The sequence below is a fragment of the Aminobacterium sp. EBM-42 genome (assembly GCF_001896635.1).
Classification (GTDB): domain Bacteria; phylum Synergistota; class Synergistia; order Synergistales; family Aminobacteriaceae; genus Aminobacterium; species Aminobacterium colombiense.
Genome location: NZ_MPPC01000010.1, coordinates 225,248 through 246,231 on the forward strand (window position 1 = coordinate 225,248; position 20,984 = coordinate 246,231).

A 20,984-nucleotide genomic window follows, 5' to 3' on the forward strand; every position below is an offset into this window, starting at 1 on the left:
GCCTCCTTTTTCCTCTCTATATACTATCCAATTAGCTATAAAAGACAAGGGGGAATTTAAAATAAAGCATATTGCACGAAAAAGTACCTCATGATAACATTATCGCCGTCCCGAGCGGGCCTGTAGCTCAGGGGATAGAGCAACGGCCTCCTAAGCCGTAGGTCGGCCGTTCGAATCGGCCCAGGTCCGCCATATTATTGTCCTTTCAGTTGCCAATTAACGTTGAAAACAGGTATAATCCTCTTTGTGGGTTATGAGTCTGAAAAGACTGAAAATCAGGGAGGGGGTAAGAACGTCGAAACGTTGGACCTCGAACATCCTTATATCACTCATTCTTTTTTCTGCCTTTTATCTTCTTTTTATACCAGTGCATTTTCTTTCTTTTCGAACCCAGGATTGGGAACTCTGTTCAGCGCTAGCCCCCTCTGGAGTCGAAATAAAAACTGGTTACATTCATTCTGTGGAAAAAACTCCAGTGGAAGATGTTTATGTGTTGTCAGGCCCTCGTCTTTGGCTTTGGGAGGAGCGTTTTCGTTCTCATAATGCTGGCCTCCCTACAGAACCACCTCCACGAGGGCGATTTTTGTTGCAGAAAGATTGGATGGTTATTCGGGGAAGTCCTTACACATGGGAAGTTTTACGTATTCGTATAGGCGACGATGAATTAGGCAAAAACTGGGTTTATTCCTCAACAACTGGAAAGCTTGATTTATATCAACTTATACCCAATAACGTTTTTTACATTGAAGTGACACAAGTCCCACTGCTTTTCAGAAAAAGATAATTATTTGATAAATTACATACTGACTGGAGGTGGAGATTTTTGGGCGACGTGAACAATATGCCAAATGAAAAAACAGAAGCAGCTCAAAATTCAGAAATCAATCTAGACGAACTTAGACGTCAGTTTGACACTGAAGCCAGGTATCGTGATCTTTTAGGATGGCAGGGGATACTTATTACTGCCATTGCTGTAGCCATGTCACTTTTTCATTTTTATACGTCTGGTTTCGGTTTGCTATTGGCTATGAAACAGGGGTCTTTGCACCTGGCCTTTGTTCTAGTTCTTGTTTTTTTATTGTATCCTGCCCGAGAAACAAGCAGAAGAGACGGCATTCCATTGTACGATTTTATACTGGCGGCCCTTGCTGCATTTGCGACTCTTTATATTTTCTTTGAGTTTGAAGACCTTGTGAATAGGGCTGGTTTGCCAACGACCATGGATATCATTGTTGGTTTTATGGGTATTATTCTCTTGTTGGAAGCAACGCGCAGAGTGTCAAGTCCAGTGTTGCCCTGTATCGCTATTTTCTTCCTTTTTTATTGTTATTTTGGGCGCCATTTCCCACAAATGTTTCAGCATCGAGGGTTTAATATCCAAAGGATTATTAACCACATGTATCTAGGAACAGAGGGTGTATTTGGCATTCCCTTGGGAGTATCCGCTACTTTTGTGTTTATGTTCATTTTGTTTGGATCTGTATTGGAACAAACAGGTATGGGGCGGTTCATTATCGATCTGGCCATGGCAATGGCAGGTGGGGCTACTGGTGGGCCTGCCAAGGTCGCTGTTCTAAGCTCAGGTTTTATGGGCTCAATTTCAGGATCCTCTGTGGCAAATGTCTGTACTACGGGAATGTTCACTATTCCTTTGATGAAAAGTGTTGGATATAAGCCCCACTTTGCCGGAGCAGTAGAAGCGGTGGCTTCAACAGGAGGACAAATAATGCCTCCTGTTATGGGAGCAGCTGCCTTCATTATGGCTCAGTTTATGGGTGTTCCTTATGTTCAGGTAGCTCTTGCGGCAGTAGTTCCGGCCCTTCTTTATTATTTTGCGGTTATGGTTCAGGTACACTTTGAAGCGACACGCCTCGGACTCCTGGGGCTTCCAAAGGAAAAACTCCCAAGCCTTTTGAAACTTTTGAAGGCTAAAGGGCATCTTTTACTGCCCCTTTTTGGTATAGTGTATTTTTTACTAGCAGGATTTACTCCACTGAAGGCTGCTTATAATGGGATAATAATCAGCATAGCCGTATCTTTTCTGAATAAGGAAACGAGGCTTACGCCGAAAAAACTAAAACTAGCACTCGAAAATGGCGCAAAAGGAGCTCTTGGCGTAGCCTGTGCATGTGGCACAGTCGGTATTATTGTAGGAACAGCTACGTTAACAGGTTTGGGATTGAGAATAGCGAGTGCCATTGTTGCTATAGCCGGAGGGAAGCTCTTGGCAACATTGCTTCTTACAATGGTAGCCTGTATTCTCCTTGGAGCAGGTCTTCCCACAACAGCTAACTTTATAGTCACAAGCACTATGGCGGCTCCAGCGCTCTTCAAACTGGGGGTCCCGCCCATGGCAGCATACATGTTCGTTCTTTATTTTGGCATAGCGGCTGACCTTAGTCCCCCTGTAGCTCTTGCTGCCTATGCCGGTGCTGGCATTGCGGGCGCAGAACCAATGCGTACAGGGATAACAGCTGTTAAACTGGCGCTGGCTGGGTTTATTGTTCCTTTTATCTATGTTTATAATCCAATGCTTGTGCTTGTTGACTTTAAACCATTCCCCTTTATTTTAGCGGTTGTCACTGCTGTTTTGGGTGTATTTTTACTAGGGATGGCTACTATTGGATTCTATAAAACTTCAATGGCCTGGTGGAAGAGGATTATTTCCCTGGGCGGTGCTCTAGGTCTATTGATCCCTGGCTGGCAAACAGATGTCATAGGATTGATTATCCTCATAGGTATCCATATACTTCAGGTTAGAAAAGCAAAGAAAGAAGCCGGGACGACAGAGTAACATTTTACAAGTTTTCAACTTGTGCTAAAATCAACAGGTTACGAATTTGCCGTCTCTGTTTTTTGGAGACGGCCTTTTCCTATTTGAAAGGAGGTACATAACATTGGCTACAGACTACAAGGATACACTTAAGCTTCCCCAAACGTCTTTCCCGATGAGAGCTAATCTCGCTAAGAGAGAGCCTGAATATCTTGATTTCTGGAAAGACATCGATATTTACCACAAAATGTTAAAAAAACAGGAGGGGAAAGAGTCCTTCATTCTTCATGACGGACCTCCCTATGCAAATGGGAACATACATATTGGAACAGCATTCAATAAAATCCTGAAAGATTTTATTCCCAAATACAAAATTATGAAGGGATATTATTCCCCTTATGTCCCCGGATGGGATACTCATGGCCTTCCAATAGAACTTCATGTTCTCAAGAGCCACGGCATTACAAAAGATGCCATTGACCCTGTAGAGCTTCGAGAGAAATGCACTAAATATGCCTATGAATATCTTGACATTCAGCGAAATGAATTTATCCGCTTGGGTGTAGTGGGTGACTGGGAGAACCCTTATGTAACTCTTCATTCGGAATATGAGGCCGCTCAACTAGGAGCTTTTGCCGACATGGTTGAATTGGGGCTTGTATACAAAGGACACAAGCCAGTGTACTGGTGCACTGATTGCCAGACAGCGCTCGCTGCTGCTGAAATAGAATACTGGGATGAAACATCTCCTTCTATTTTCGTTGCCTATTCAATGCCTGAAATTGGCGATTCCATTGAGGTTTTAAAGGGGCGGGATGTAAATGTAGTGGTATGGACAACAACCCCCTGGACTCTCCCTGCCAGTATGGCTGTAGCCCTTGGCCCAGGCTACGACTATGTTTTTGTAGAAAGTGGAGACAAGGTATATCTTCTGGCAGAAGCCCTTCTTGAAGCTGTTACAAAGGAAATAGGCCTGGAATTCGGTGAAATTCTGTTTCGTTGCAAAGGGAGAGAACTTGAGCACGCTAAAGCTATTCACCCATTCTATCCTGATAGGACAACCCCTTTGCTTCTTGCTGATTATGTCATGCTCGATACGGGAACTGGCTGTGTTCACACTGCACCCGGCCACGGCGTAGAAGACTATGAAACTGGTGTTCGGTATGGAATAGAGATCTATAACCCCGTGGATGGTAGCGGCTACTTCTTGCCCAAAACACCCATAGTTGGTGGTCTTTCCCTCGACGATGGGGCAAATAAAGTTCTTGCCCTTCTTGCTGAAACCGGAAGACTCCTTGGAAAGGTTAAAATCAAACACTCCTATCCCCATTGCTGGAGATGTAAACGTCCCATTATATTCAGGTCTACAGAGCAATGGTTCATAGCTGTTTCCAAGTTCAGGCAGGAAACCCTCGACATTATTGAGAAGGGTGTACGTTGGATTCCTGACTGGGGAAAGGATCGCATTTACAACATGGTACGAGACCGTTCCGACTGGTGCATCAGCAGACAGCGAGTATGGGGTGTTCCGATTCCAGCATTTTACTGTAAGGAATGTGGCGAACTCATCCTCAAACCCGAATTGATCCGGGCTGTTCAGGCTAAAGTGAAAGAAGAGGGATCAAGTGTCTGGTGGAAACTGTCCCCTGAAGAGCTTCTTGGAAACCTGGCGCAGTGCCCGACTTGCGGAAGCCGCCATCTTGTGAAAGATACCAACATTATGGACGTATGGTTCGATTCAGGCGTAAGCCATTTTTCAGTTCTAGAAACAAGACCTGAACTTAAATGGCCTGCTGACATGTACCTGGAAGGAAGCGACCAGCATCGCGGTTGGTTCCAGACATCGCTCTTGACATCAGTTGCGATACGTAAAAAGGCCCCATATAGAAATGTTCTCACTCACGGATTTATTGTTGACGGGGAAGGGAAAAAGATGTCTAAATCCCTTGGGAACGTCGTTCGTCCTCAGGAAGTGGTAGACAAATATGGTGCAGATATACTAAGACTTTGGGTGGCCTCTACAGACTACAGAAACGATATCCGAATCTCAGAAGGTATTATCAAGAGCCTCACAGAGTCTTATCGCCGCATTCGTAATACGGCTCGTTATCTTCTTGGCAACCTTGTGGATTTTGATCCAGCGAAAGACACAGTTCCTTATAATGAGCTTCTTGAAATCGATAAATGGATTTTATCGAAATTGAATCAAGTTGTAGATCGAGCGACCCATGGCTTCGACGAATATGAATTCCATGTGCCTACATTTGTAATTCACCAGTTCTGCGTTACAGAGCTGAGCTCCTTCTTCCTCGATGTAAGCAAAGACCGCCTCTATGCAGATGAAACGGATTCAATATCAAGGCGAGGCTGCCAGACAGCTATGTGGCAAGTTCTCCTTACATTGACCCGCATGTTGGCACCTATTCTCAGCTTCACTGCAGAAGAGATCTGGCAGGAAATGATAAAGATAGACGCCCGTCTTCCAGAAAGCGTATTCCTTTCAGACTGGCCTGAAATTGAAAAAAAACATATTGCACCAGAACTCGAAGATAAATGGGATCGGGTGCTAACGGTCAGAGGAGCTGTCAGCCGTGCCCTTGAGTCAGCAAGAACGTCGGACATTATTGGACATTCCCTTGAAGCAAGGGTGGAAGTTAAGATATCAAAAGACTATGACCATTCCCTTTTCACTCCAGAAGAGTGGGGCATGTTTGCTATTGTTTCTGACTTTAAATGGGTAGAAGAAACTGGAAATCTGGCCATTACATGGCAAGATGAAGAAACAGGTTTGACTGTGGCAGTGGACAAGGCGAAGGGAGAAAAATGCCCTCGTTGCTGGAAATACTCAGAGGATGTAGATGCTCGGGGACTGTGTCCTCGCTGTGCCGAAGTAATAAAAGACTAACAATGCCAAGGGGCGGAGCTCGTTTCCGCCCCTGTTTTTTAGAAAAGGGATAAAAATGGTAGACAAAGAACGTGGCGAATTTTTCGAAGAGCAGGAAGAAAACATAGAACATAAAGTTACCCTTATACCACAAGGGGATGAAGAAGGCAAGCGAATTGATGCGTTCCTTGCCGAAGAGCTTGGTCTGACTCGAAGCTACGTTCAAAAACTGATTCGTCTGGGCAACGTGGAAATTTCAGGAATTCGACGCGCTCTGAAACCTGCCCTTAAAGTTACGGCAGAAATGGCTATACATATAGTGGTTCCCCCTGCTGAAACTCTGGAAATTGAGCCAGAACCGGTAAAATTCGGGATCATTTACGAAGACCCCTATATTATTGTTGTCAATAAACCAGCAGGCCTCGTTGTTCATCCTGCTCCCGGCAACTGGCATGGGACCCTTGTCCATGGCTTATTGTATAAATACCGAGACATGAGAAAATTCGATGAAGAGGTTCGCCCAGGAATTGTCCATCGCCTCGACAGCGGCACCTCTGGCCTTCTTGTTGTTGCTCGAACCCCAAAGATCTTACAGAACCTCCAAAACCAGTTTCGAAGCCGCTCTGTGGAGAAAAAATACCTTGCTCTCAGCTGCGGAAAACTTCGAAAGGCCGCAGGCTTTATAGAAGAACCCATAGGTCGAAGCCAACGGAACAGACTCATGATGACAGTAACAGACACGGGGCGCCCTGCATTGACAGAATATCGCATTCTCTGGACACACCAAAAGTATAGCTTTATTGAATGCACCCTTCATACAGGCCGTACCCATCAGATTCGGGTGCACCTCAAACATAGGGGGTGCCCTATTGTGGGCGATGGCCTCTACGGCACAAAACAAAGTCTGCAAAGAACACCAGGCAGGATGTTTCTTCATGCATGGAAATTGGCTTTTGATCATCCCATAAATGGAAGTCGAATGAGTTTCAGAGCCTGTCTCCCTCAGGAATTATCTCTTTTTCTGAAAAATATTCTTTCCACAGGTCAGGGTCAATAATAATCGTTTCAGGGTGGGTATAGGTTACATGAGCTATACCGCTGCCGGAAATATGGCGCACATGTTTTCGTTCCGTATAATCCACCTGAACCCTTGTTGAATGGCGGCCTTTACTAAAGAACGCGGCCAGTGATGCCGCTAACGTCAGCAAATCTGTACCCTCCAAATCTTCCTTTGTTCCTTCTGGCCGTTTAATAACTACATGGGAGCCAGGCAATTCGTGAACATGAAGCCAGATATCTTCCTGAGACGCCTCTTGGAATGTTACGTAACGGTTTCCTCTGGCATTAAGTCCTACAAGAAGAATGGCATCTTCATAAAACAAGCGAAGATGAGGTGGTCGCGTCGCTTCTTTCTTTGCTTTCTTCCCCTTTTTCTTCTTAGCAGGTGCCAACCATTCTCGAATATCACGACAAAGAGTATCTATAAGAGACGGAATCTCTAGCTCCTCTATAATTTCTAACTGATCCTCAAGTTCTGATATGCGCCCCTCAAGCGCTGTTATATTCTGTTCTATCTCTTCAAGATCGCCTTTTGCCTTCTTGTATTTCTTAAAATAGAGAGAAGCATTATCTGAAGCAGATCTATTGGGATCTAGTGGAATCTCCACAGTTATTTCCCCTTCGTCATTCCATCCCGAAAGAGACACGTTATCGGCTCTGGATGAAATAGAGTAAAGGTTGGCTAGCAACAATTCCCCACATGTTCTGTACCATGTCGCCTTTAGTGATTCGTTTTTTTGCTTCTCAACTCCTTTAAGATGCCGTTCAAGTGACTTTATCTCCCGCTTTACAATTTTCATTGTTTCTTTTTTTATCCGTTCGCTTCTGTCACGAATAAAGGGATCAACCACAAACATCTTTGACGCTATAAGGGCCTTGTTTTCCCCCACAGATGCCATATCTTCCAAGGAAAGGGGAAATATTGTTATATAACTGTTGTGCTTCTGTATGAGGCCTTTTGAAGGCTTCGTTTCTTCATATATCTTTCGAATGTTTACAGCCCACTCAAATGGGGAAAGATGGTGCCAGTAGTCTTTCATATAAGATCTCAGCCCTCGGCCAATGCCTTTCACCTGCATCATATCTTCAAGAGATGTCTCTGGCGACAGTTCTAATGGAGACGGTCCCTGCAGGGGAGGCGGCGTCACATAGGGGTGAGATGGCACAATGGTTCTGTAGCGGTTTATCTCAGGATGAATATGTTTTACACAGTCAATGATCACTTTGTTTTCATCGAGAAGGATAATATTGCTATTCCTATCCATAAACTCTAAAATCAGTGTTCTCTCGACATCGAAACCGGCCCCAACCTTACGTGAAAAGTTGAGAGCGATGATCCTGTCATAATCCACCTGCTTTACGGCAGTTACTTCTCCTTTGACCACATGGCTTTTCAGTGCATCTACGAACCTGTGTTTGCCGTCCGAAAAACGTTTTACCTGATCAAGCTCATTTTCACTGAGAAGGCAGCATCCAGAACTTTGAGGATGCCAGCTTATAAATAGTGAAAGGGGAATAGAAGAAAACCGCATCGCTAGCCAATTTTCAGCTCCCTCTACCCGAAAAAGGCGTTGGCCAGAAAGGATTTCATCAAGTTCTTCTGCCCATTGATGTACAAATTCTGCTCCATATATCATGATATATTTTCCTTTCTTTTTATAATAGAATAATAGATACAAACTATCGCGAGAGCAAGTATTCCGCTAAAAGCTTGACAAGTGCTGCTGCGATCATTACAATATTCGCCGTTGATCATGTGGGGCTGTAGCGCAGGGGGAGCGCGCTTCCTTCGCACGGAAGAGGCCGGGGGTTCAAATCCCCCCAGCTCCACCAGTGCTTAAACCGGGGCGTAGCGCAGTCTGGTTAGCGCACCTGCTTTGGGAGCAGGGGGTCGAAGGTTCGAATCCTTTCGCCCCGACCATTTTAGATAAGGGGGAAGCTGCAAATATGCAGTTTCCCCCTTTTTTTGTATAAAATCTAATGCTCCGGGGCGAAGGTAGACAAATTTTATTAGAACATGATAGAATTTCATCATGTCAAATTATGTTAAATATCCGGAGAATTCCATCCTTATAGTGGGGAATTCGCAAACAACAAGTTTTAATCCGATCAATCAGCAATTTGGAGCTTTCTTCATATCTTTCATTCTGTTGAAAGACAGTGAGGAAATTATTGATTGTGGCGTTTCCATGACTCTTAAAGTAACAGAGAGGTTTGTTCAGGAGGTCTTTTTAGGGCGCCGTCTTGTTCAGGATGAAGAAGTAATTGTTTCAAATGTTCTGACACGATATTTCGGGTCTTCCCAAAAAGCTATTATAGCAGCATACCGAGATGCAATAAAAAAGTATAAAGAGGTTACCGCCTTAAAGAAAGTTTAATAGGGAAAGGCTGCTTCGTCCTTAAGTTCGTTTGAGTTTGGCTCACGGATGTCAGGGGATGAAATCCAGCGGTTACCGGCGTATATGCGTCGGCAGCTGCTGGATTTTTTTATGTAAAGGCTCTAAATATAGGCCTAATATTTCATTTTGAGGAGGGGTTGCAGTGATAACCCAGGGTTTCGCGTATTTTGCTTTCTTGTTTTGCTTCGCAGGAATCGTTTCAACCTTAGAAATGAAGTACAAGAACTCTACCTTTTTTAAGTATGTACCAACTCCTGTCATTCTCTACGTTTCTTGTATGATCTTTGCTACCTTCGGTCTATGGGAGAACAATGACAGTATCAAGGCTACCTACCGAGTAATAAGAGGAAATCTTATCCCCGCAATGATTTTTATCATGTTATTACGGTGCGACATAAGAAAGATTCTCAAATTAGGGCCTCGCATGCTTATTGGTTTCTTTTCTGCGACTTTTACCATCATGATAGGCTTCGTAGTGATGTTTTTCCTCATGAAAAATGGTTTCCCTGGAGAATCGTGGAAGACCTGGGGAGCTTTAGCTGGAAGCTGGATTGGCGGCACAGCCAATATGGTAGCTATCCAGGGTGCATTGGGTATTAGCGACTCTTCTATGGGATACACTCTTCTGGTGGATAACGTAAACTATTCTATTTGGGTGATTCTACTTCTTGCAAGCGTTCCTTACGCACGGTTTTTTAATAAATGGACAAAGACCGATACTTCTACCATCGATTCTGTAGGAATGATGCTATCTGAAATGCAAGATAACGCTCGCACAAAAATGGAAACAGGAGACTTGGTACTCTTGGTAGGTTCCGGACTTTTTGTTTCTGCTCTATCAAGTTACGGTGCTTCAGTTTTATCGCCTATGCTAATCAATATTTTTGGCAAAAGCGACTTTCTGTCTGTGAGCACGGTTACCATCATAATAGCCACATTCCTTGGCATCATATGCGCCATGACTCCTATGAACAGCATTCCTGGCTCATCTCCAGTTTCTGTTACCATGCTTTATATTATTATCTGCCTCATTGCTTCCCGGGCTTCCTTCAAAGAGCTTACAGATGCTCCTTACTATCTGGCGGCGGGATTTGTTGTCTTGGGAATCCACGCATTGCTCATGGCTATCATAGCTAAAATTATCAAACTTGATCTTTTTACATGCGCCGTGGCAAGTCTTGCTAATATAGGGGCTGTTGCCGCTGCTCCTATTATTGCCGCTGCATATAAAGAAACCTTGGTGCCAATAGGTGTTCTTATGGCTCTTATGGGGTATGTAGTAGGTACATGGGGAGGACTTTTCGTCGCCAAAGTTCTTTCAATAATCGCGGGAGTTTAAAATGAGGATTCAAGATATTTATCTGAGACAACTGTCTATCCCCTTGAAAAAAACTTTTAAAACGGCCTTGAGATCCGTCTCAGAAGTAACAACCAATGTGGTGGTAATTGAAACAGACAACGGAGTTTGCGGATATGGGGAGGCACCTCCCACGGCGGTTATAACGGGAGACACTAATGGTGCCATTCATGGTGCCATTCAGGAGCGGATACGCCCTCTTCTAATAGGCAAAGATATTGACGATCTGGGGGCAATCCTTGATGTTGTAGATCGCGCTATATTACATAACACTTCGGCCAAAGCAGCAATAGATATAGCCCTTCATGATCTGTGGGGGAAAATGCTGAATCTGCCTCTCTACGCCCTTTTAGGCGGAATAAAACGAAAAGTGGTCACAGACTATACTATTAGTGTGAATGCCCCCGATGAAATGGTGAAAGACAGTCTTGAAGCCGTAGGGGAGGGGTACACAGCCCTCAAAATCAAAGTGGGTACTGATTTCCATCAGGATATGGTCCGTCTAAAAGAAATTCGCTCAGCGGTAGGGGATAAGATATTGTTGCGGGTAGACGCAAACCAGGGGTGGACACCCAAGGAAGCCATTCGCATCATTCATTTTATGGAAGATAACGGTCTAAATATTGAACTGGTAGAGCAGCCGGTTATTGCTTATGATTTTGAAGGCCTGAAAATGGTAACCGACACAGTAAACACCCTGATTCTTGCTGATGAAGCAGTATTTTCTCCCCGAGATGCCCTTACTCTCCTTACTATGAGGGCTGCGGATCTACTCAACATAAAACTTATGAAGACGGGCGGCATTCGCAATGCTCTTGCCATTTGTGCCATGGCTCGCTCCTCTGGGGTAGAGTGCATGATCGGTGCCATGATGGAAAGTAAAATCAGCGTAACGGCAGCATGTCATCTTGCCACTGCCATGTCTGTTATCACCAGAGCTGATCTAGACCCGCCTATTTTATGTTCAGCAGATCCAGTGGAAGGTGGCGCCCAATACGATGGCCCGGCAATCACTCTTTCAAAAGGACCTGGGCTTGGCATTACTAAAATCAATGGGCTTAAACCGGTGTAGCATGTTCATTAAACAAATTAAGAGCAGCGGGGCTACCCCCGCTGCCTCAAATATTATAAGGAGACCAACGCGATCTTTTTTGTTAAAACCAGGTTTGAGATGCTCAACCCTGGTTAGCATTACCTCGGAAAGGCCGTAATATTCGACCAGCAGAGCACAACTTAGCAACTTTGCATCCTCCGATAGCTTGTAGAACGTTTTGAAGCACCAGAGCCATAAAAACCGCTTCTTTAAAAGTTCAAACATAAAAAGAGCAAAGTCCTTCAAAAAATATAACAGTAGAACTTAAATAAGTCACAAAAAATGGTTGCAGGAATGCTGGTCATATGGTAGTATTTCCCGTGCTGAACGAAAGAACTTCGTTGCAACGAGCGGGAATAGCTCAGTTGGCTAGAGCGATGGCCTTCCAAGCCGTAGGTCGCGGGTTCGAATCCCGTTTCCCGCTCCATTTATTTAGACGCGTTCGTATGCGCCTGTAGCTCAGTCGGATAGAGCAACGGCCTTCTAAGCCGTGGGTCGCGGGTTCGAATCCTGCCGGGCGCGCCACTTGATACGGTGAGCGTAGCTCAATTGGTTAGAGTGCTGGACTGTGGCTCCAGTGGTTGGGGGTTCAAGTCCCCTCGCTCACCCCATTTAAAAATTGCGGTACGCGCCCGTAGCTCAGTTGGATAGAGCGACGGACTTCGGATCCGTAGGCCGCGGGTTCGAATCCTGCCGGGCGCACCATTTTAAAATAAATAGAATGTTTATCGTGGACCGTTAGCTCAATCGGCAGAGCACCTGACTCTTAATCAGGGGGTTACAGGTTCGATTCCTGTACGGTCCACCATTTCATGCCTTGAAATAGACAAAATCAGTAATAGTCAACTTTTCGCCTAGTTTTACCTCTGAACGAGAAACTTCTGAAAACATCTTACACGGTTTTGAAACAAAAACATCCGTCTACTTTTTTAATGAGTATGGTTGTCCAAATACTGTAATTGAGCGGCAGTTAGCTCAATTTGAATGTTGATAACAAAAGCAAAAGCCTAGTGCGAAAATCACGCTAGGCTTAAATGTTTTAGTATAAATTATACGGATTAATTATTGGCCAAATCTGTTTCTTATTCGTTTGGAGATTCAGGTGTTAAGGATCCTTCCTCCGTTCCTGGCACAAAAGAAATAGGTTTGAGGATATAAGGTGGAGAATAGGGACCGATTCCTGTTATAGTTTGGAGCATATTTCTAACGCCACTATAAAGGATACTTAACCCCGTAATGACTAACCTTTCTTCAAAGGCTTTCCTTTCTTTTTCACCAGGAGGAAATCCATTGCTCCATTTGAAGATGCCTACAGCTGCTATACTGAATTTATAATAGTAGTGCTCTGACTTTTCATCTTCATTCGATATAACTCGAAGAAAAACCTGAAATGTTCCAGAATTATCAAGAGGCGTATGAGAATAATTTACATTACAGTCAGGGACTACTTTTTTCTTTTTCTTTCCTGGCGGAAAAGCCTTAAATACTATCTCTGGGAAAAAATAATGATCGATTTCAAGCGGCACCGGGACATTCATTATGTTCATAAAATTTCTCCCCATGATTTTTCATTAATGGCACAAGAACGGTCTCATCACTGCTTCCCCATAACACGGGAACGACTTCATGTGCGTTTGTTAATCCTTGCCAATTAAAATCTGATACAGGTTCGATGTCTTCAATTTTTAAGGAAATCTTGGAATCAAGGGCAAGACAAAGTTGTATCATAGTTTTCAATGTAAAATTTGAAGAATTGGAATTAATAACTTTACTGATATATGCTTCCGATTTCCCCAAACGCTTTCCTAACTCCTTTTGAGAAATCCCTTTTGCTTCAATCGTTGCAATAAGAGAATTCAAGAAATCGAGTCTTAAATCTTCCATCCAATAGTCAACTGATTTTCTAGCCTTCTCGAAGGCTTTCTTAAACCTTCTTCCGTATTCCATGTTTAATCACCTCATTTAAACACTATGGCCCCAGATTCTTTTGCTTTTAAGTAATCCTCCCTAGCTTTTATTGCCCTATCCCTTTCAGCTTTTGGAGTTTTTTTCTGCTTTTTTACGAAGACATGGGAACAGATAATTAACTTTCCCTCATCGTAAAACCAGGGAATTCTATATGGGCCACTCTTAAATTGCCAAATTTCAGGAGCAATGGAGTGGCAACATATCGTTACAAGCTTTGGATCTTTTGCAGCAAGGTCGATTTGTCTCATTAATTTAATTCTGCTTCTTTCCCACCTAGAATTAGGAGGCATCCATTCTTCAGAAAAGAAAAAAGTACAATCAAGATCATCATTATTAGGCATAACAATTCCACAAACAGTGAAATTTCCTTTAACGATGATCTCTAATATCATTTTATTAACCTATAAGTTAAGTAAATTATGGTGTACCTCTTTATATTTGTCAAGTTCTCATTACACCTTATTGGATAACCCTTATTTAAGGTAGGGGAATAGTAGGCCAACTTCTTCACGCTCATATTGTTGAAAGGGGTAAAGTAATAATAATCTTTAGGTGGTTTTATGAGCCACGATTTCGTTTCTGTAATTTCACCATTTTCAACAATAGTTATCCCAAGAATAGATGGGCTGCATCTTTTCTCATTTGCTGCTTCAAAATCTATGGCAGAAAAACTGGTTATCTAAATAACCCCCTCTTGTAATAAAAGCGCATTAACTGCGAGACTCCTCACAATGACTTATTTTGATAAATATTTCCATGATCTAATTTTACGTTCGGAATAAGAGGGTCAATTTTTTATATTAAAAATACGTTTGCAAAACGCGTAAGTGCAGAATGTTGAAATAAAAGCATACAAAGTAGTAGGATCATATCTTTTAACTATGTGAGAACTTTCGGTGGGTTGTTATCATCATTAACTGCAAATCGTATGTGTTTCAGGCTTCTTTGCGGAAAGCCATATAACCATATCTTACGCCGACGTAGTTAATATTAAATACAGGTTACTTATAAATCTCGTAGAAGTCAAGACAAGTTAGATAAAACATGTTAATAGCTGCTTATACTATATACGGTCCACCATTTCATGCCTTGAAACCAGGTCGATTACGGTCAACTCAGGAAAAGCAAAGATTCGCACAGGCGGCCCCCATGTACCGGTGCCGCGGCTTACATAGAGCCATGAGCCCTTTCCCAAATCCATAAGTCCCGCAGTATGCTTATAAAAAAGCCATGTAAATACCATAAAAGGGAAGAGTTGTCCCCGATGCACATGTCCGGAAAGCTGCAAATCAAACTTCCCAACGGCATCGCGATGAATAAGGGGCCTGTGTTTTAAGAGTAAAGTAAATGTTGGCGTCTGATGCGAGTCTCTCAATAGCTGGCTTTCGTCCACTTCCGGTTGCCCCAGAATAAAATGTCCGCCTGGATCATCTACTCCGGCTATGCTAATAGGACCAATATTCACGACGGAGCCCCGCAGCACCTGAAACCCCGCTCTCCCAGTGAAATCCAGTGCATGTTCTATCCCTGCATAAAATTCATGATTTCCAGTTACTGCATATTTCCCATAAGGCGGATTGTAGTGAAGCATCATTTGAGAAATTGTTTCTACATCTTCAATTTCGCCATCTAAAAGATCCCCAGTCGAAACAATGACATCTGGATTTTCTTCTTGAATCTGTTTCATGATCTGTCGCAACATTTTCTTATTGATTAATATGCCAAGATGCAGGTCGGATATCTGTAAAATCCTAAAATTACTAATGTCATCAGGCAGCTTGTCTGTTTCTAGTTGAACACGGATGATACGAACTTTCATGCTCTCTCTGTAACCGTAAAAGCAGAGGATTAAAGCCACGCCTGCGGCTATCCATAACTCGCCGAAAGGGGAAAAGGGGAAATGCATCGTGGGCAAAAAGTAGAGAATGGCGTCAAAAACAATTGATGCAAAAATAAAGTAAAAGCCAAAAGCGATGCCTGTTACTCCCATCCATGCCAGAAGCGTATGTATTTCACAGAGTAGGGGAGAAGACCAGCGGGCTGGAATGACAGAGACTAATATCAACACAGTTCCGCAACCCCATGCCAAAACAACGCTTTCCCAGGAAAAGGGCGGCATATTTTTTAGCTGGAAGTAAAAATATAAAAAGTAAGAAAGGGCAGCATACAGAGCTATATAGGCAGCTATAACGCCACCCTCTGACCTTTTGATTCTTGTCAAAAAACTCATACTCCTTTACAACAGAGCCGACCAAAGCCTCCCAAGAGACTCTCGCACCTTATCATAAACGGGGCGCTGAGAATGAGTGCGCAAATCAAGCTCTACGCATTCTTTGAGGTCTTCTAGAAATTGTATTTCAAAATCCTTAGTTTTAGAACGACTATATATGAACGCCTGAATCTCAAAATTGATATCTAAACTACGGTTATCCAGGTTAGTGGTTCCTACAGAAACCCATTTCCCATCTACCATAACGATCTTCGAGTGAATAAATCCGTTTGCGTAGGTATATATTCTCACTCCGGCGCGAAGCATGTCATCAATATTTGATCGGGTTGCCCAAAAAACCACTTTATGATCAGGACGGGAGGGGAGAATAATACGCACATCAACACCGCTTAACGCTGCTGTTACCAATGCCATTTTCAAGCTATCATCCGGGACCAGGTAAGGTGTGGTTATCCAGACTCTTTTACGGGCCGCAGTAATAAGGAAAAAGTACCCTTGCAATATTGAGCGCCAGTCGGAATCTGGACCGCTCGCGGCAATTTGAAGAGGTAAAACAACATCAGGCAGGGCATTGCTATCCCAGAATGTTTCTGTTTCAGGCAGACTATGCCCGGTACAAAAAAACCAGTCGTTTAAAAAAATCTCATGAACACAGGCTACGGCTTCACCTTGGATGCGAATATGGGTATCCCGCCAAAAACCCATACGGGGGTCAAGGCCACGATAGGTATCGCCTATATTCAGGCCTCCGGTAAAAGCGACTTTTCCGTCGACCACAACTATTTTTCTGTGGTTGCGAAAATTTAAATCTCGACGGATCATGGGAAACGAAACAGGCAAAAATGGCTCGGCGTCAATTCCCTGCTGCCTCAGTTCCTTCACAAAACGGCGTCCCAACCGCCAGCTTCCGACGCTATCATATATAACCCGTATCTTAACCCCTTCCCTTGCCTTCTTTCGAAGGATTTCAAAGAGAGCAGACCCTGTTTCGTCATTTGATATAGAAAAGTATTCCAAGTGTATGTATCGCTTGGCCTCTTCTAAAGCTTCACGAATTGCTGGAAAAACCTCATCACCATTTAATAGCATGTCTACTATATTGTGGTAGGTGAGCCGACCGTGAGATGTTAATTCTAGAAGAGAAACAAGGCGTGAAGGTATTTCTTCGTTTTCCACATCCAACGGCGGTAAAAACGTTTCTCTATGGATAGAACGGTAAAAACGTTTTTTCTTATACCGTTTAAAAATGGCTCTCCGCTTGGGATCCGGCCCTAAAAGAAAGTAAAACAAAAACCCTATCACAGGAACAAGTATCAAGGCCAAAAGCCAGGCTATTGTGCGATCAGGGTTCTTCTCTTCCATAAAAATAACTCCCGCTGCGGTAATAATGTAGAGAGTGAAAATATAGGGCACATAGTCAAGAAAGATTTTCCAGCCCATCCTGGCTAATCTGAGAAGAGTAGGAAGAACAGCAATTTCCCCTTCCACCGTTTTTATAGCAAGGTACTCTATGTTTATCCATATCCACGGAATAGAGAAGACAAGAGCAAGCACAAATATTGTAAAAAGCAGGGCTTTTAAGGAAAAACGCAATAAGGCTCCTCCTTTCTCAAACTTAACTTTGAACGTTATGATTATAGCTGATAAAGAACTTGTTCAGAACACACTTCACTGCTTGCATAAGAGACATCAAAAGAAAGGGCTATGAGTTTCTAACGCTAATGTTGCCAATAGAAAAAGATGATGCTATGATAACGCACTGAACATCAAGGATACGACCTTTCAATATGTGCGAGAGTGGCGGAATTGGTATACGCGCTGGACTTAGGATCCAGTGGTTTCGGCCGTAGGGGTTCGAGTCCCCTCTCTCGCACCATTTCATTTCTAAAACGAATCTATCAGGATTATCCTTCTCTCTGCAATTTAAGGGAAATTGCTTCTGCCAGATTGACAACATTGATTTTGCTAATCATGTTGCGAATGGCTCTTTACAGATGATCGGAGGTAGCAGGGTCCCAATTCTTTTGAATTTATTCTACGTAAGGGCGCCAACAAGTCTGATGGAGGCGGGCAAAATGATAGCATTATAAGACTAAATTCAATAAAGATAGTATTTGCGATGTTTTAAAGCATCTCTGGCTGTGAAGTGGGCTTACCTTCGCCTCTACCTAAAAGTATCAGCAGCCAGCAGAAGAATTTTTACTGGCTGCCGATCTTATGTTTAGAGTTGATCAATATTAGGATATTGATCCCAAAGTTGCCTAAAAGGATTTGCTCAGAATGGCCGGTCTCTTATTTAACCCATAAGGTCGCTTGCGTAGTATGTGAGCGGAATCAAATCGCTCCTGTCAAAATATTTTAGATCAAACTTGCGGTTTAAAGCAGCAAAATGTCTCAGGCCAAATGCCAATTTATTGAGATAGGAGAAAACTCCAATTGCTCCTGTAGAAAAGTTGTCAGCTTCTTTTCCATATATCCCTCTGAGGTCAGCCAGATCATGAAAAACCTCATCTACAGTACTGCCAAATTTCTTGAAGAATTCGGGCGTTCTGCCTGCCTTTATCTCGTCTCCAATTGTCTTTCCTGTCATGGCAGCTGCCATAGAGGCACGACAGACACCAATAGCATTAATAAATCCATCTCCATATGCAAGAGACTTGAATATCTGATCTTCACTGGCAAAACCACCAGTCATGACCATTGCAGGAAGAACCTTGCCCTGTTTTTGTAGTTTTGCACAGATATCTACGACAACTTTTTCAAGCAAAATTGTCGGGAGAGACCATTCATTCATCATCTTCGAGGGGCTATAACCTGAACCACCACCAGCGCCATCAAATGTTACCATGTCAACTCTGTTTTCCACTGCCATATTGATTACACGTTCCACATCAGACGGATCGAAACCAGCCATTTTGAAGTAGACGTTTTTCATCCCCATGGCACGTAGTTCAGAAATCCGTTTTGCCATTGATTCTTCCGTCCACATCGGCAGTCTTCCGTAAGTGTAAAAATTAGGACAACAACCCTTTTCCTTAAGTTCTATTATTTTAGGATCAAATGGATTGGGAAATACAAGAGCTCCGCACTCAACTTTTTTTACGGCCTCGTCATAGTCCTTAATCCTGTTGGCCGGTTGAGTTCCCTTGGCACCCTGACCGAACTTAAATTCCAGAGCCTCAAAGCCATATTTGTTCAAAGCTATTTCAGGAACGCCCATAAGGTGGTCATCTACGTTGCACTGAAGCACCATCTGCCCGACTCCTCGATAATATTTATAAAAGCTATCATGGATTTTTTGAAGCATAGGGAACGATGAAATTTTACCGTTCTCTATTTTCAGTTCATCGTCTTTGTTCCTTGCATCTTCCCCTATCATGCAGGTAACTCCTGCCATAGCAGCGCCACCAAAATAATCAACCCAGTTCATTTTTATTAAAGCGGGCAAAACAATAGGCAGATCCAGCTTTATTTTATTATCATTACCATATTCAGAAGCCAGATTAACGTTAAATATCTCAGCATGTTCATAATCAGCCTCTGTCCCTATGGCGCCAAAAGCACGACCGTTTATGTTGAAATGAGAAAAATCTACTGGATAATCCTTTTCCGACGCAATCTGATTAGGGCCTGTAGTTGTGGGATAAACAGACATCTTTCCCAGAACTGCTGCCTGACCAATCTCACAAGTTCCCAAACATTTATCTGCACACAAAGAACACATTCCTGACTGAGGAGAAATATACTTACTTCTGTTTCTTGCTGCCGTAAAGCCTGAACTTAAACTTGGTGAAAATGACATAAAAAAACCTCCCCTTAAAAATTTTACCTTATCTCTTATATAACCTCTGTTTTGGTTAGAGCCATTGTATCACTTAATTTATATTGCGTGATCCATAAAGTACTCATCTTACCGCCTAATTCTTTCAATATTAATAATTTCTGTTCAATAAGCAATTTTGCAATTCCTTGTCTTGATATTTCGATATAAAAATTAGACCTAATCCGTACCAATCTGAAGTACAGTATGCCGCAAAACGCTGGAATTTCTGTCTCACACTAGAGATGTTCTTCAAAAATAACGTTTTGTCTCTGTTTGTAGAACTTTACTTGTAAAAAGGAGTGTTAGTAGTATTGTTGTGTGAGTAGAATTAATTTTTTGTTTGTCAAATCCAAATTCAGGAGTGGACAGAAATAGAGCACTATGAAAGATAATAAAGGAGTGGTTCAGATCATGACCATACCGGATTATCAATCTCTATTGTTACCGTTCTTAAAACACCTTTCCAATGGTAAGGAACATACGAAACAAGAAATGATCGATTTGCTGGCAACGGATTTCAAACTGACTTCGGCAGAACGTAAGGAACTGTTACCGAGTGGAAGGCAAAAAGTCTTTGATAATAGGGTTAGCTGGACAAGGACATATCTCAAGAAAGCCTTATTGTTGCAATCGCCAGCCAGGGGTAGATATACCATTACAGACAGAGGCAGACAAGTTTTAACTGAAAACCTAAGCAAGATTGATGTGAGCTACTTAAAGCAGTTCCCGGAGTTCGTCACTTTCTTGAATACCTCTAAGAATAACAACAAAACCCCCGTTAACAAAAGAGTCGCGAGAGCTGAAAGTAAAGATACCCCAGAAGAAATTCTGGAGGCATCATATCAGATCTTGCGGCATAATCTGGCCCAAGAACTACTCTCAAAGGTTATTGAGTGTAGCCCAGCCTTTTTTGAGAATCTTGTGGTAGAGCTATTACTTAAGATGGGTTATGGGGGATCTCGTAAGGATGCAGGTCAGGCCATAGGCAAAACCGGTGATGGAGGTATAGATGGAATTATAAAGGAAGACCGTCTGGGCCTGGATGTAGTATATATCCAGGCAAAAAGATGGGAGGGTACTGTGAGCAGGCCTGAAATACAAAAGTTTGTAGGGGCACTTCAAGGTAAAAAGGCACGTAAAGGAATTTTTATTACAACCGGATTTTTTTCTTCTTATGCCAGAGACTATGTAAAAGACATACAGAATAGCGTGGTTTTGATAGATGGAGAAGAGTTATCCAGTTACATGATCGATTTCGGCGTAGGGGTTTCTCCGCTAGCATCTTATGAAATTATGTCCATCGACTCTGACTATTTCATGGATGAACAATAAATAATGAATAATCAAACACCAGAAATTTGTGCATCTGCTGATTTGAAAGATGGAAACCTTGAAATC

The 20,984-nt window shown here is 42.9% G+C and carries 16 protein-coding genes and 9 tRNA genes; 18 read left to right on the forward strand and 7 right to left on the reverse strand.

The annotated features are described in order from the left end of the window. Window positions 1-116 precede the first annotated feature (116 nt). The 5 genes from BUC50_RS03145 (at window position 117) to BUC50_RS03165 (ending at window position 6,714) form a co-directional block, all read left to right on the forward strand. A tRNA-Arg gene (locus BUC50_RS03145) sits at window positions 117-192 on the forward strand. Between the two features lie 61 nt (window positions 193-253). Then, window positions 254-784, forward strand: a complete 531-nt coding sequence (locus BUC50_RS03150) for a DUF1850 domain-containing protein (protein ID WP_148211336.1) — start codon at window positions 254-256, stop codon at window positions 782-784. A gap of 57 nt (window positions 785-841) precedes the next feature. Further along, the gene (locus tag BUC50_RS03155) at window positions 842-2,794 is read left to right on the forward strand and encodes a TRAP transporter permease (RefSeq protein ID WP_273312217.1); all 1,953 of its coding nucleotides are present in this window, start codon (window positions 842-844) and stop codon (window positions 2,792-2,794) included. A 103-nt stretch (window positions 2,795-2,897) separates the two neighbouring features. After that, a complete protein-coding gene (gene ileS / locus BUC50_RS03160; protein ID WP_013048349.1) occupies window positions 2,898-5,678 on the forward strand; it encodes an isoleucine--tRNA ligase in 2,781 nt (926 codons plus the stop codon). 55 nt (window positions 5,679-5,733) lie between these two features. After that, entirely contained in the window at window positions 5,734-6,714 is a 981-nt protein-coding gene (locus BUC50_RS03165; protein WP_273312207.1) for an RluA family pseudouridine synthase, read from the forward strand. Here BUC50_RS03165 and BUC50_RS03170 read toward each other — a convergent pair. After that, window positions 6,644-8,353 carry an Rqc2 family fibronectin-binding protein gene (locus tag BUC50_RS03170; RefSeq protein ID WP_286677138.1) on the reverse strand — a complete coding sequence of 570 codons (1,710 nt, stop codon included), beginning with the start codon at window positions 8,351-8,353 and terminating at the stop codon, window positions 6,644-6,646. The two genes, BUC50_RS03165 and BUC50_RS03170, sit on opposite strands and share 71 nt — an antisense overlap. A gap of 121 nt (window positions 8,354-8,474) precedes the next feature. On the opposite strand from BUC50_RS03170, the gene BUC50_RS03175 reads away from it, so the two are divergent. From BUC50_RS03175 to BUC50_RS03220, 10 genes are all read left to right on the forward strand, one after another. Beyond that, window positions 8,475-8,549, forward strand: a tRNA-Ala gene (locus tag BUC50_RS03175). Window positions 8,550-8,559: 10 nt separating this feature from the next. After that, window positions 8,560-8,637, forward strand: a tRNA-Pro gene (locus tag BUC50_RS03180). 112 nt (window positions 8,638-8,749) lie between these two features. Then, window positions 8,750-9,094 (forward strand): DUF3870 domain-containing protein, encoded by a 345-nt coding sequence (locus BUC50_RS03185; RefSeq protein WP_013048346.1) that lies wholly within the window; start codon window positions 8,750-8,752, stop codon window positions 9,092-9,094. Between the two features lie 163 nt (window positions 9,095-9,257). Further along, window positions 9,258-10,454 carry a DUF819 family protein gene (locus BUC50_RS03190; RefSeq protein WP_013048345.1) on the forward strand — a complete coding sequence of 399 codons (1,197 nt, stop codon included), beginning with the start codon at window positions 9,258-9,260 and terminating at the stop codon, window positions 10,452-10,454. Between the two features lies 1 nt (window position 10,455). Next, entirely contained in the window at window positions 10,456-11,544 is a 1,089-nt protein-coding gene (locus BUC50_RS03195) for a dipeptide epimerase (RefSeq protein ID WP_286677139.1), read from the forward strand. A gap of 371 nt (window positions 11,545-11,915) precedes the next feature. Beyond that, window positions 11,916-11,992: transfer RNA gene (locus tag BUC50_RS03200), tRNA-Gly, on the forward strand. A 21-nt stretch (window positions 11,993-12,013) separates the two neighbouring features. Beyond that, window positions 12,014-12,090: transfer RNA gene (locus tag BUC50_RS03205), tRNA-Arg, on the forward strand. Between the two features lie 9 nt (window positions 12,091-12,099). Then, window positions 12,100-12,176: transfer RNA gene (locus BUC50_RS03210), tRNA-His, on the forward strand. A gap of 17 nt (window positions 12,177-12,193) precedes the next feature. Continuing rightward, window positions 12,194-12,270, forward strand: a tRNA-Arg gene (locus tag BUC50_RS03215). A 27-nt stretch (window positions 12,271-12,297) separates the two neighbouring features. After that, window positions 12,298-12,373, forward strand: a tRNA-Lys gene (locus BUC50_RS03220). Between the two features lie 274 nt (window positions 12,374-12,647). On the opposite strand, the gene BUC50_RS03225 is transcribed toward BUC50_RS03220, so the two are convergent. From BUC50_RS03225 to BUC50_RS03235, 3 genes are read right to left on the reverse strand one after another with little or no spacing between them, the layout of a single operon-like run. Next, window positions 12,648-13,112: a protein-export chaperone SecB gene (locus BUC50_RS03225; RefSeq protein WP_013048334.1), complete on the reverse strand. Its 465-nt coding sequence runs from the start codon at window positions 13,110-13,112 to the stop codon at window positions 12,648-12,650. Next, the gene (locus tag BUC50_RS03230; protein ID WP_013048333.1) at window positions 13,081-13,512 is read right to left on the reverse strand and encodes a helix-turn-helix domain-containing protein; all 432 of its coding nucleotides are present in this window, start codon (window positions 13,510-13,512) and stop codon (window positions 13,081-13,083) included. Before BUC50_RS03230 ends, BUC50_RS03225 begins: the two co-directional genes overlap by 32 nt. Before the next feature lie 11 nt (window positions 13,513-13,523). Further along, entirely contained in the window at window positions 13,524-13,925 is a 402-nt protein-coding gene (locus BUC50_RS03235; RefSeq protein ID WP_013048332.1) for a type II toxin-antitoxin system RelE/ParE family toxin, read from the reverse strand. Between the two features lie 168 nt (window positions 13,926-14,093). Here BUC50_RS03235 and BUC50_RS03240 point away from each other — a divergent pair, with 168 nt between their 5' ends. After that, window positions 14,094-14,216 carry a hypothetical protein gene (locus BUC50_RS03240; RefSeq protein WP_274531981.1) on the forward strand — a complete coding sequence of 41 codons (123 nt, stop codon included), beginning with the start codon at window positions 14,094-14,096 and terminating at the stop codon, window positions 14,214-14,216. Window positions 14,217-14,596: 380 nt separating this feature from the next. On the opposite strand, the gene BUC50_RS03245 is transcribed toward BUC50_RS03240, so the two are convergent. Then, a complete protein-coding gene (locus BUC50_RS03245; protein WP_013048331.1) occupies window positions 14,597-15,754 on the reverse strand; it encodes a metallophosphoesterase in 1,158 nt (385 codons plus the stop codon). A 15-nt stretch (window positions 15,755-15,769) separates the two neighbouring features. Next, entirely contained in the window at window positions 15,770-17,356 is a 1,587-nt protein-coding gene (cls, locus tag BUC50_RS03250) for a cardiolipin synthase (protein WP_013048330.1), read from the reverse strand. 198 nt (window positions 17,357-17,554) lie between these two features. Between cls and BUC50_RS03255 the strand changes: the two genes are divergently transcribed. Then, window positions 17,555-17,639 (forward strand) — tRNA-Leu (locus tag BUC50_RS03255). A gap of 420 nt (window positions 17,640-18,059) precedes the next feature. On the opposite strand, the gene BUC50_RS03260 is transcribed toward BUC50_RS03255, so the two are convergent. Beyond that, window positions 18,060-19,565, reverse strand: a complete 1,506-nt coding sequence (locus BUC50_RS03260; RefSeq protein ID WP_273312252.1) for a glutamate synthase-related protein — start codon at window positions 19,563-19,565, stop codon at window positions 18,060-18,062. A 402-nt stretch (window positions 19,566-19,967) separates the two neighbouring features. Between BUC50_RS03260 and BUC50_RS03265 the strand changes: the two genes are divergently transcribed. After that, on the forward strand, window positions 19,968-20,918 hold the full coding sequence (locus tag BUC50_RS03265) for a restriction endonuclease (RefSeq protein WP_286677140.1): 951 nt from the start codon (window positions 19,968-19,970) through the stop codon (window positions 20,916-20,918). The last annotated feature ends 66 nt before the right edge of the window (window positions 20,919-20,984 follow it).

What these genes read in the sequence shown, in the direction of transcription:
- BUC50_RS03150 (WP_148211336.1), top strand. Translation starts at nt 254, where the DNA reads ATGAGTCTGAAAAGACTGAAAATCAGGGAGGGGGTAAGAACGTCGAAA.
- BUC50_RS03155 (WP_273312217.1), top strand. Translation starts at nt 842, where the DNA reads ATGCCAAATGAAAAAACAGAAGCAGCTCAAAATTCAGAAATCAATCTA.
- BUC50_RS03165 (WP_273312207.1), top strand. Translation starts at nt 5,734, where the DNA reads ATGGTAGACAAAGAACGTGGCGAATTTTTCGAAGAGCAGGAAGAAAAC.
- BUC50_RS03170 (WP_286677138.1), bottom strand. Translation starts at nt 8,353, where the DNA reads ATGATATATGGAGCAGAATTTGTACATCAATGGGCAGAAGAACTTGAT.
- BUC50_RS03185 (WP_013048346.1), top strand. Translation starts at nt 8,750, where the DNA reads ATGTCAAATTATGTTAAATATCCGGAGAATTCCATCCTTATAGTGGGG.
- BUC50_RS03195 (WP_286677139.1), top strand. Translation starts at nt 10,456, where the DNA reads ATGAGGATTCAAGATATTTATCTGAGACAACTGTCTATCCCCTTGAAA.
- BUC50_RS03225 (WP_013048334.1), bottom strand. Translation starts at nt 13,112, where the DNA reads ATGAACATAATGAATGTCCCGGTGCCGCTTGAAATCGATCATTATTTT.
- BUC50_RS03230 (WP_013048333.1), bottom strand. Translation starts at nt 13,512, where the DNA reads ATGGAATACGGAAGAAGGTTTAAGAAAGCCTTCGAGAAGGCTAGAAAA.
- BUC50_RS03235 (WP_013048332.1), bottom strand. Translation starts at nt 13,925, where the DNA reads ATGATATTAGAGATCATCGTTAAAGGAAATTTCACTGTTTGTGGAATT.
- BUC50_RS03240 (WP_274531981.1), top strand. Translation starts at nt 14,094, where the DNA reads ATGAGCCACGATTTCGTTTCTGTAATTTCACCATTTTCAACAATAGTT.
- BUC50_RS03260 (WP_273312252.1), bottom strand. Translation starts at nt 19,565, where the DNA reads ATGTCATTTTCACCAAGTTTAAGTTCAGGCTTTACGGCAGCAAGAAAC.
- BUC50_RS03265 (WP_286677140.1), top strand. Translation starts at nt 19,968, where the DNA reads ATGAAAGATAATAAAGGAGTGGTTCAGATCATGACCATACCGGATTAT.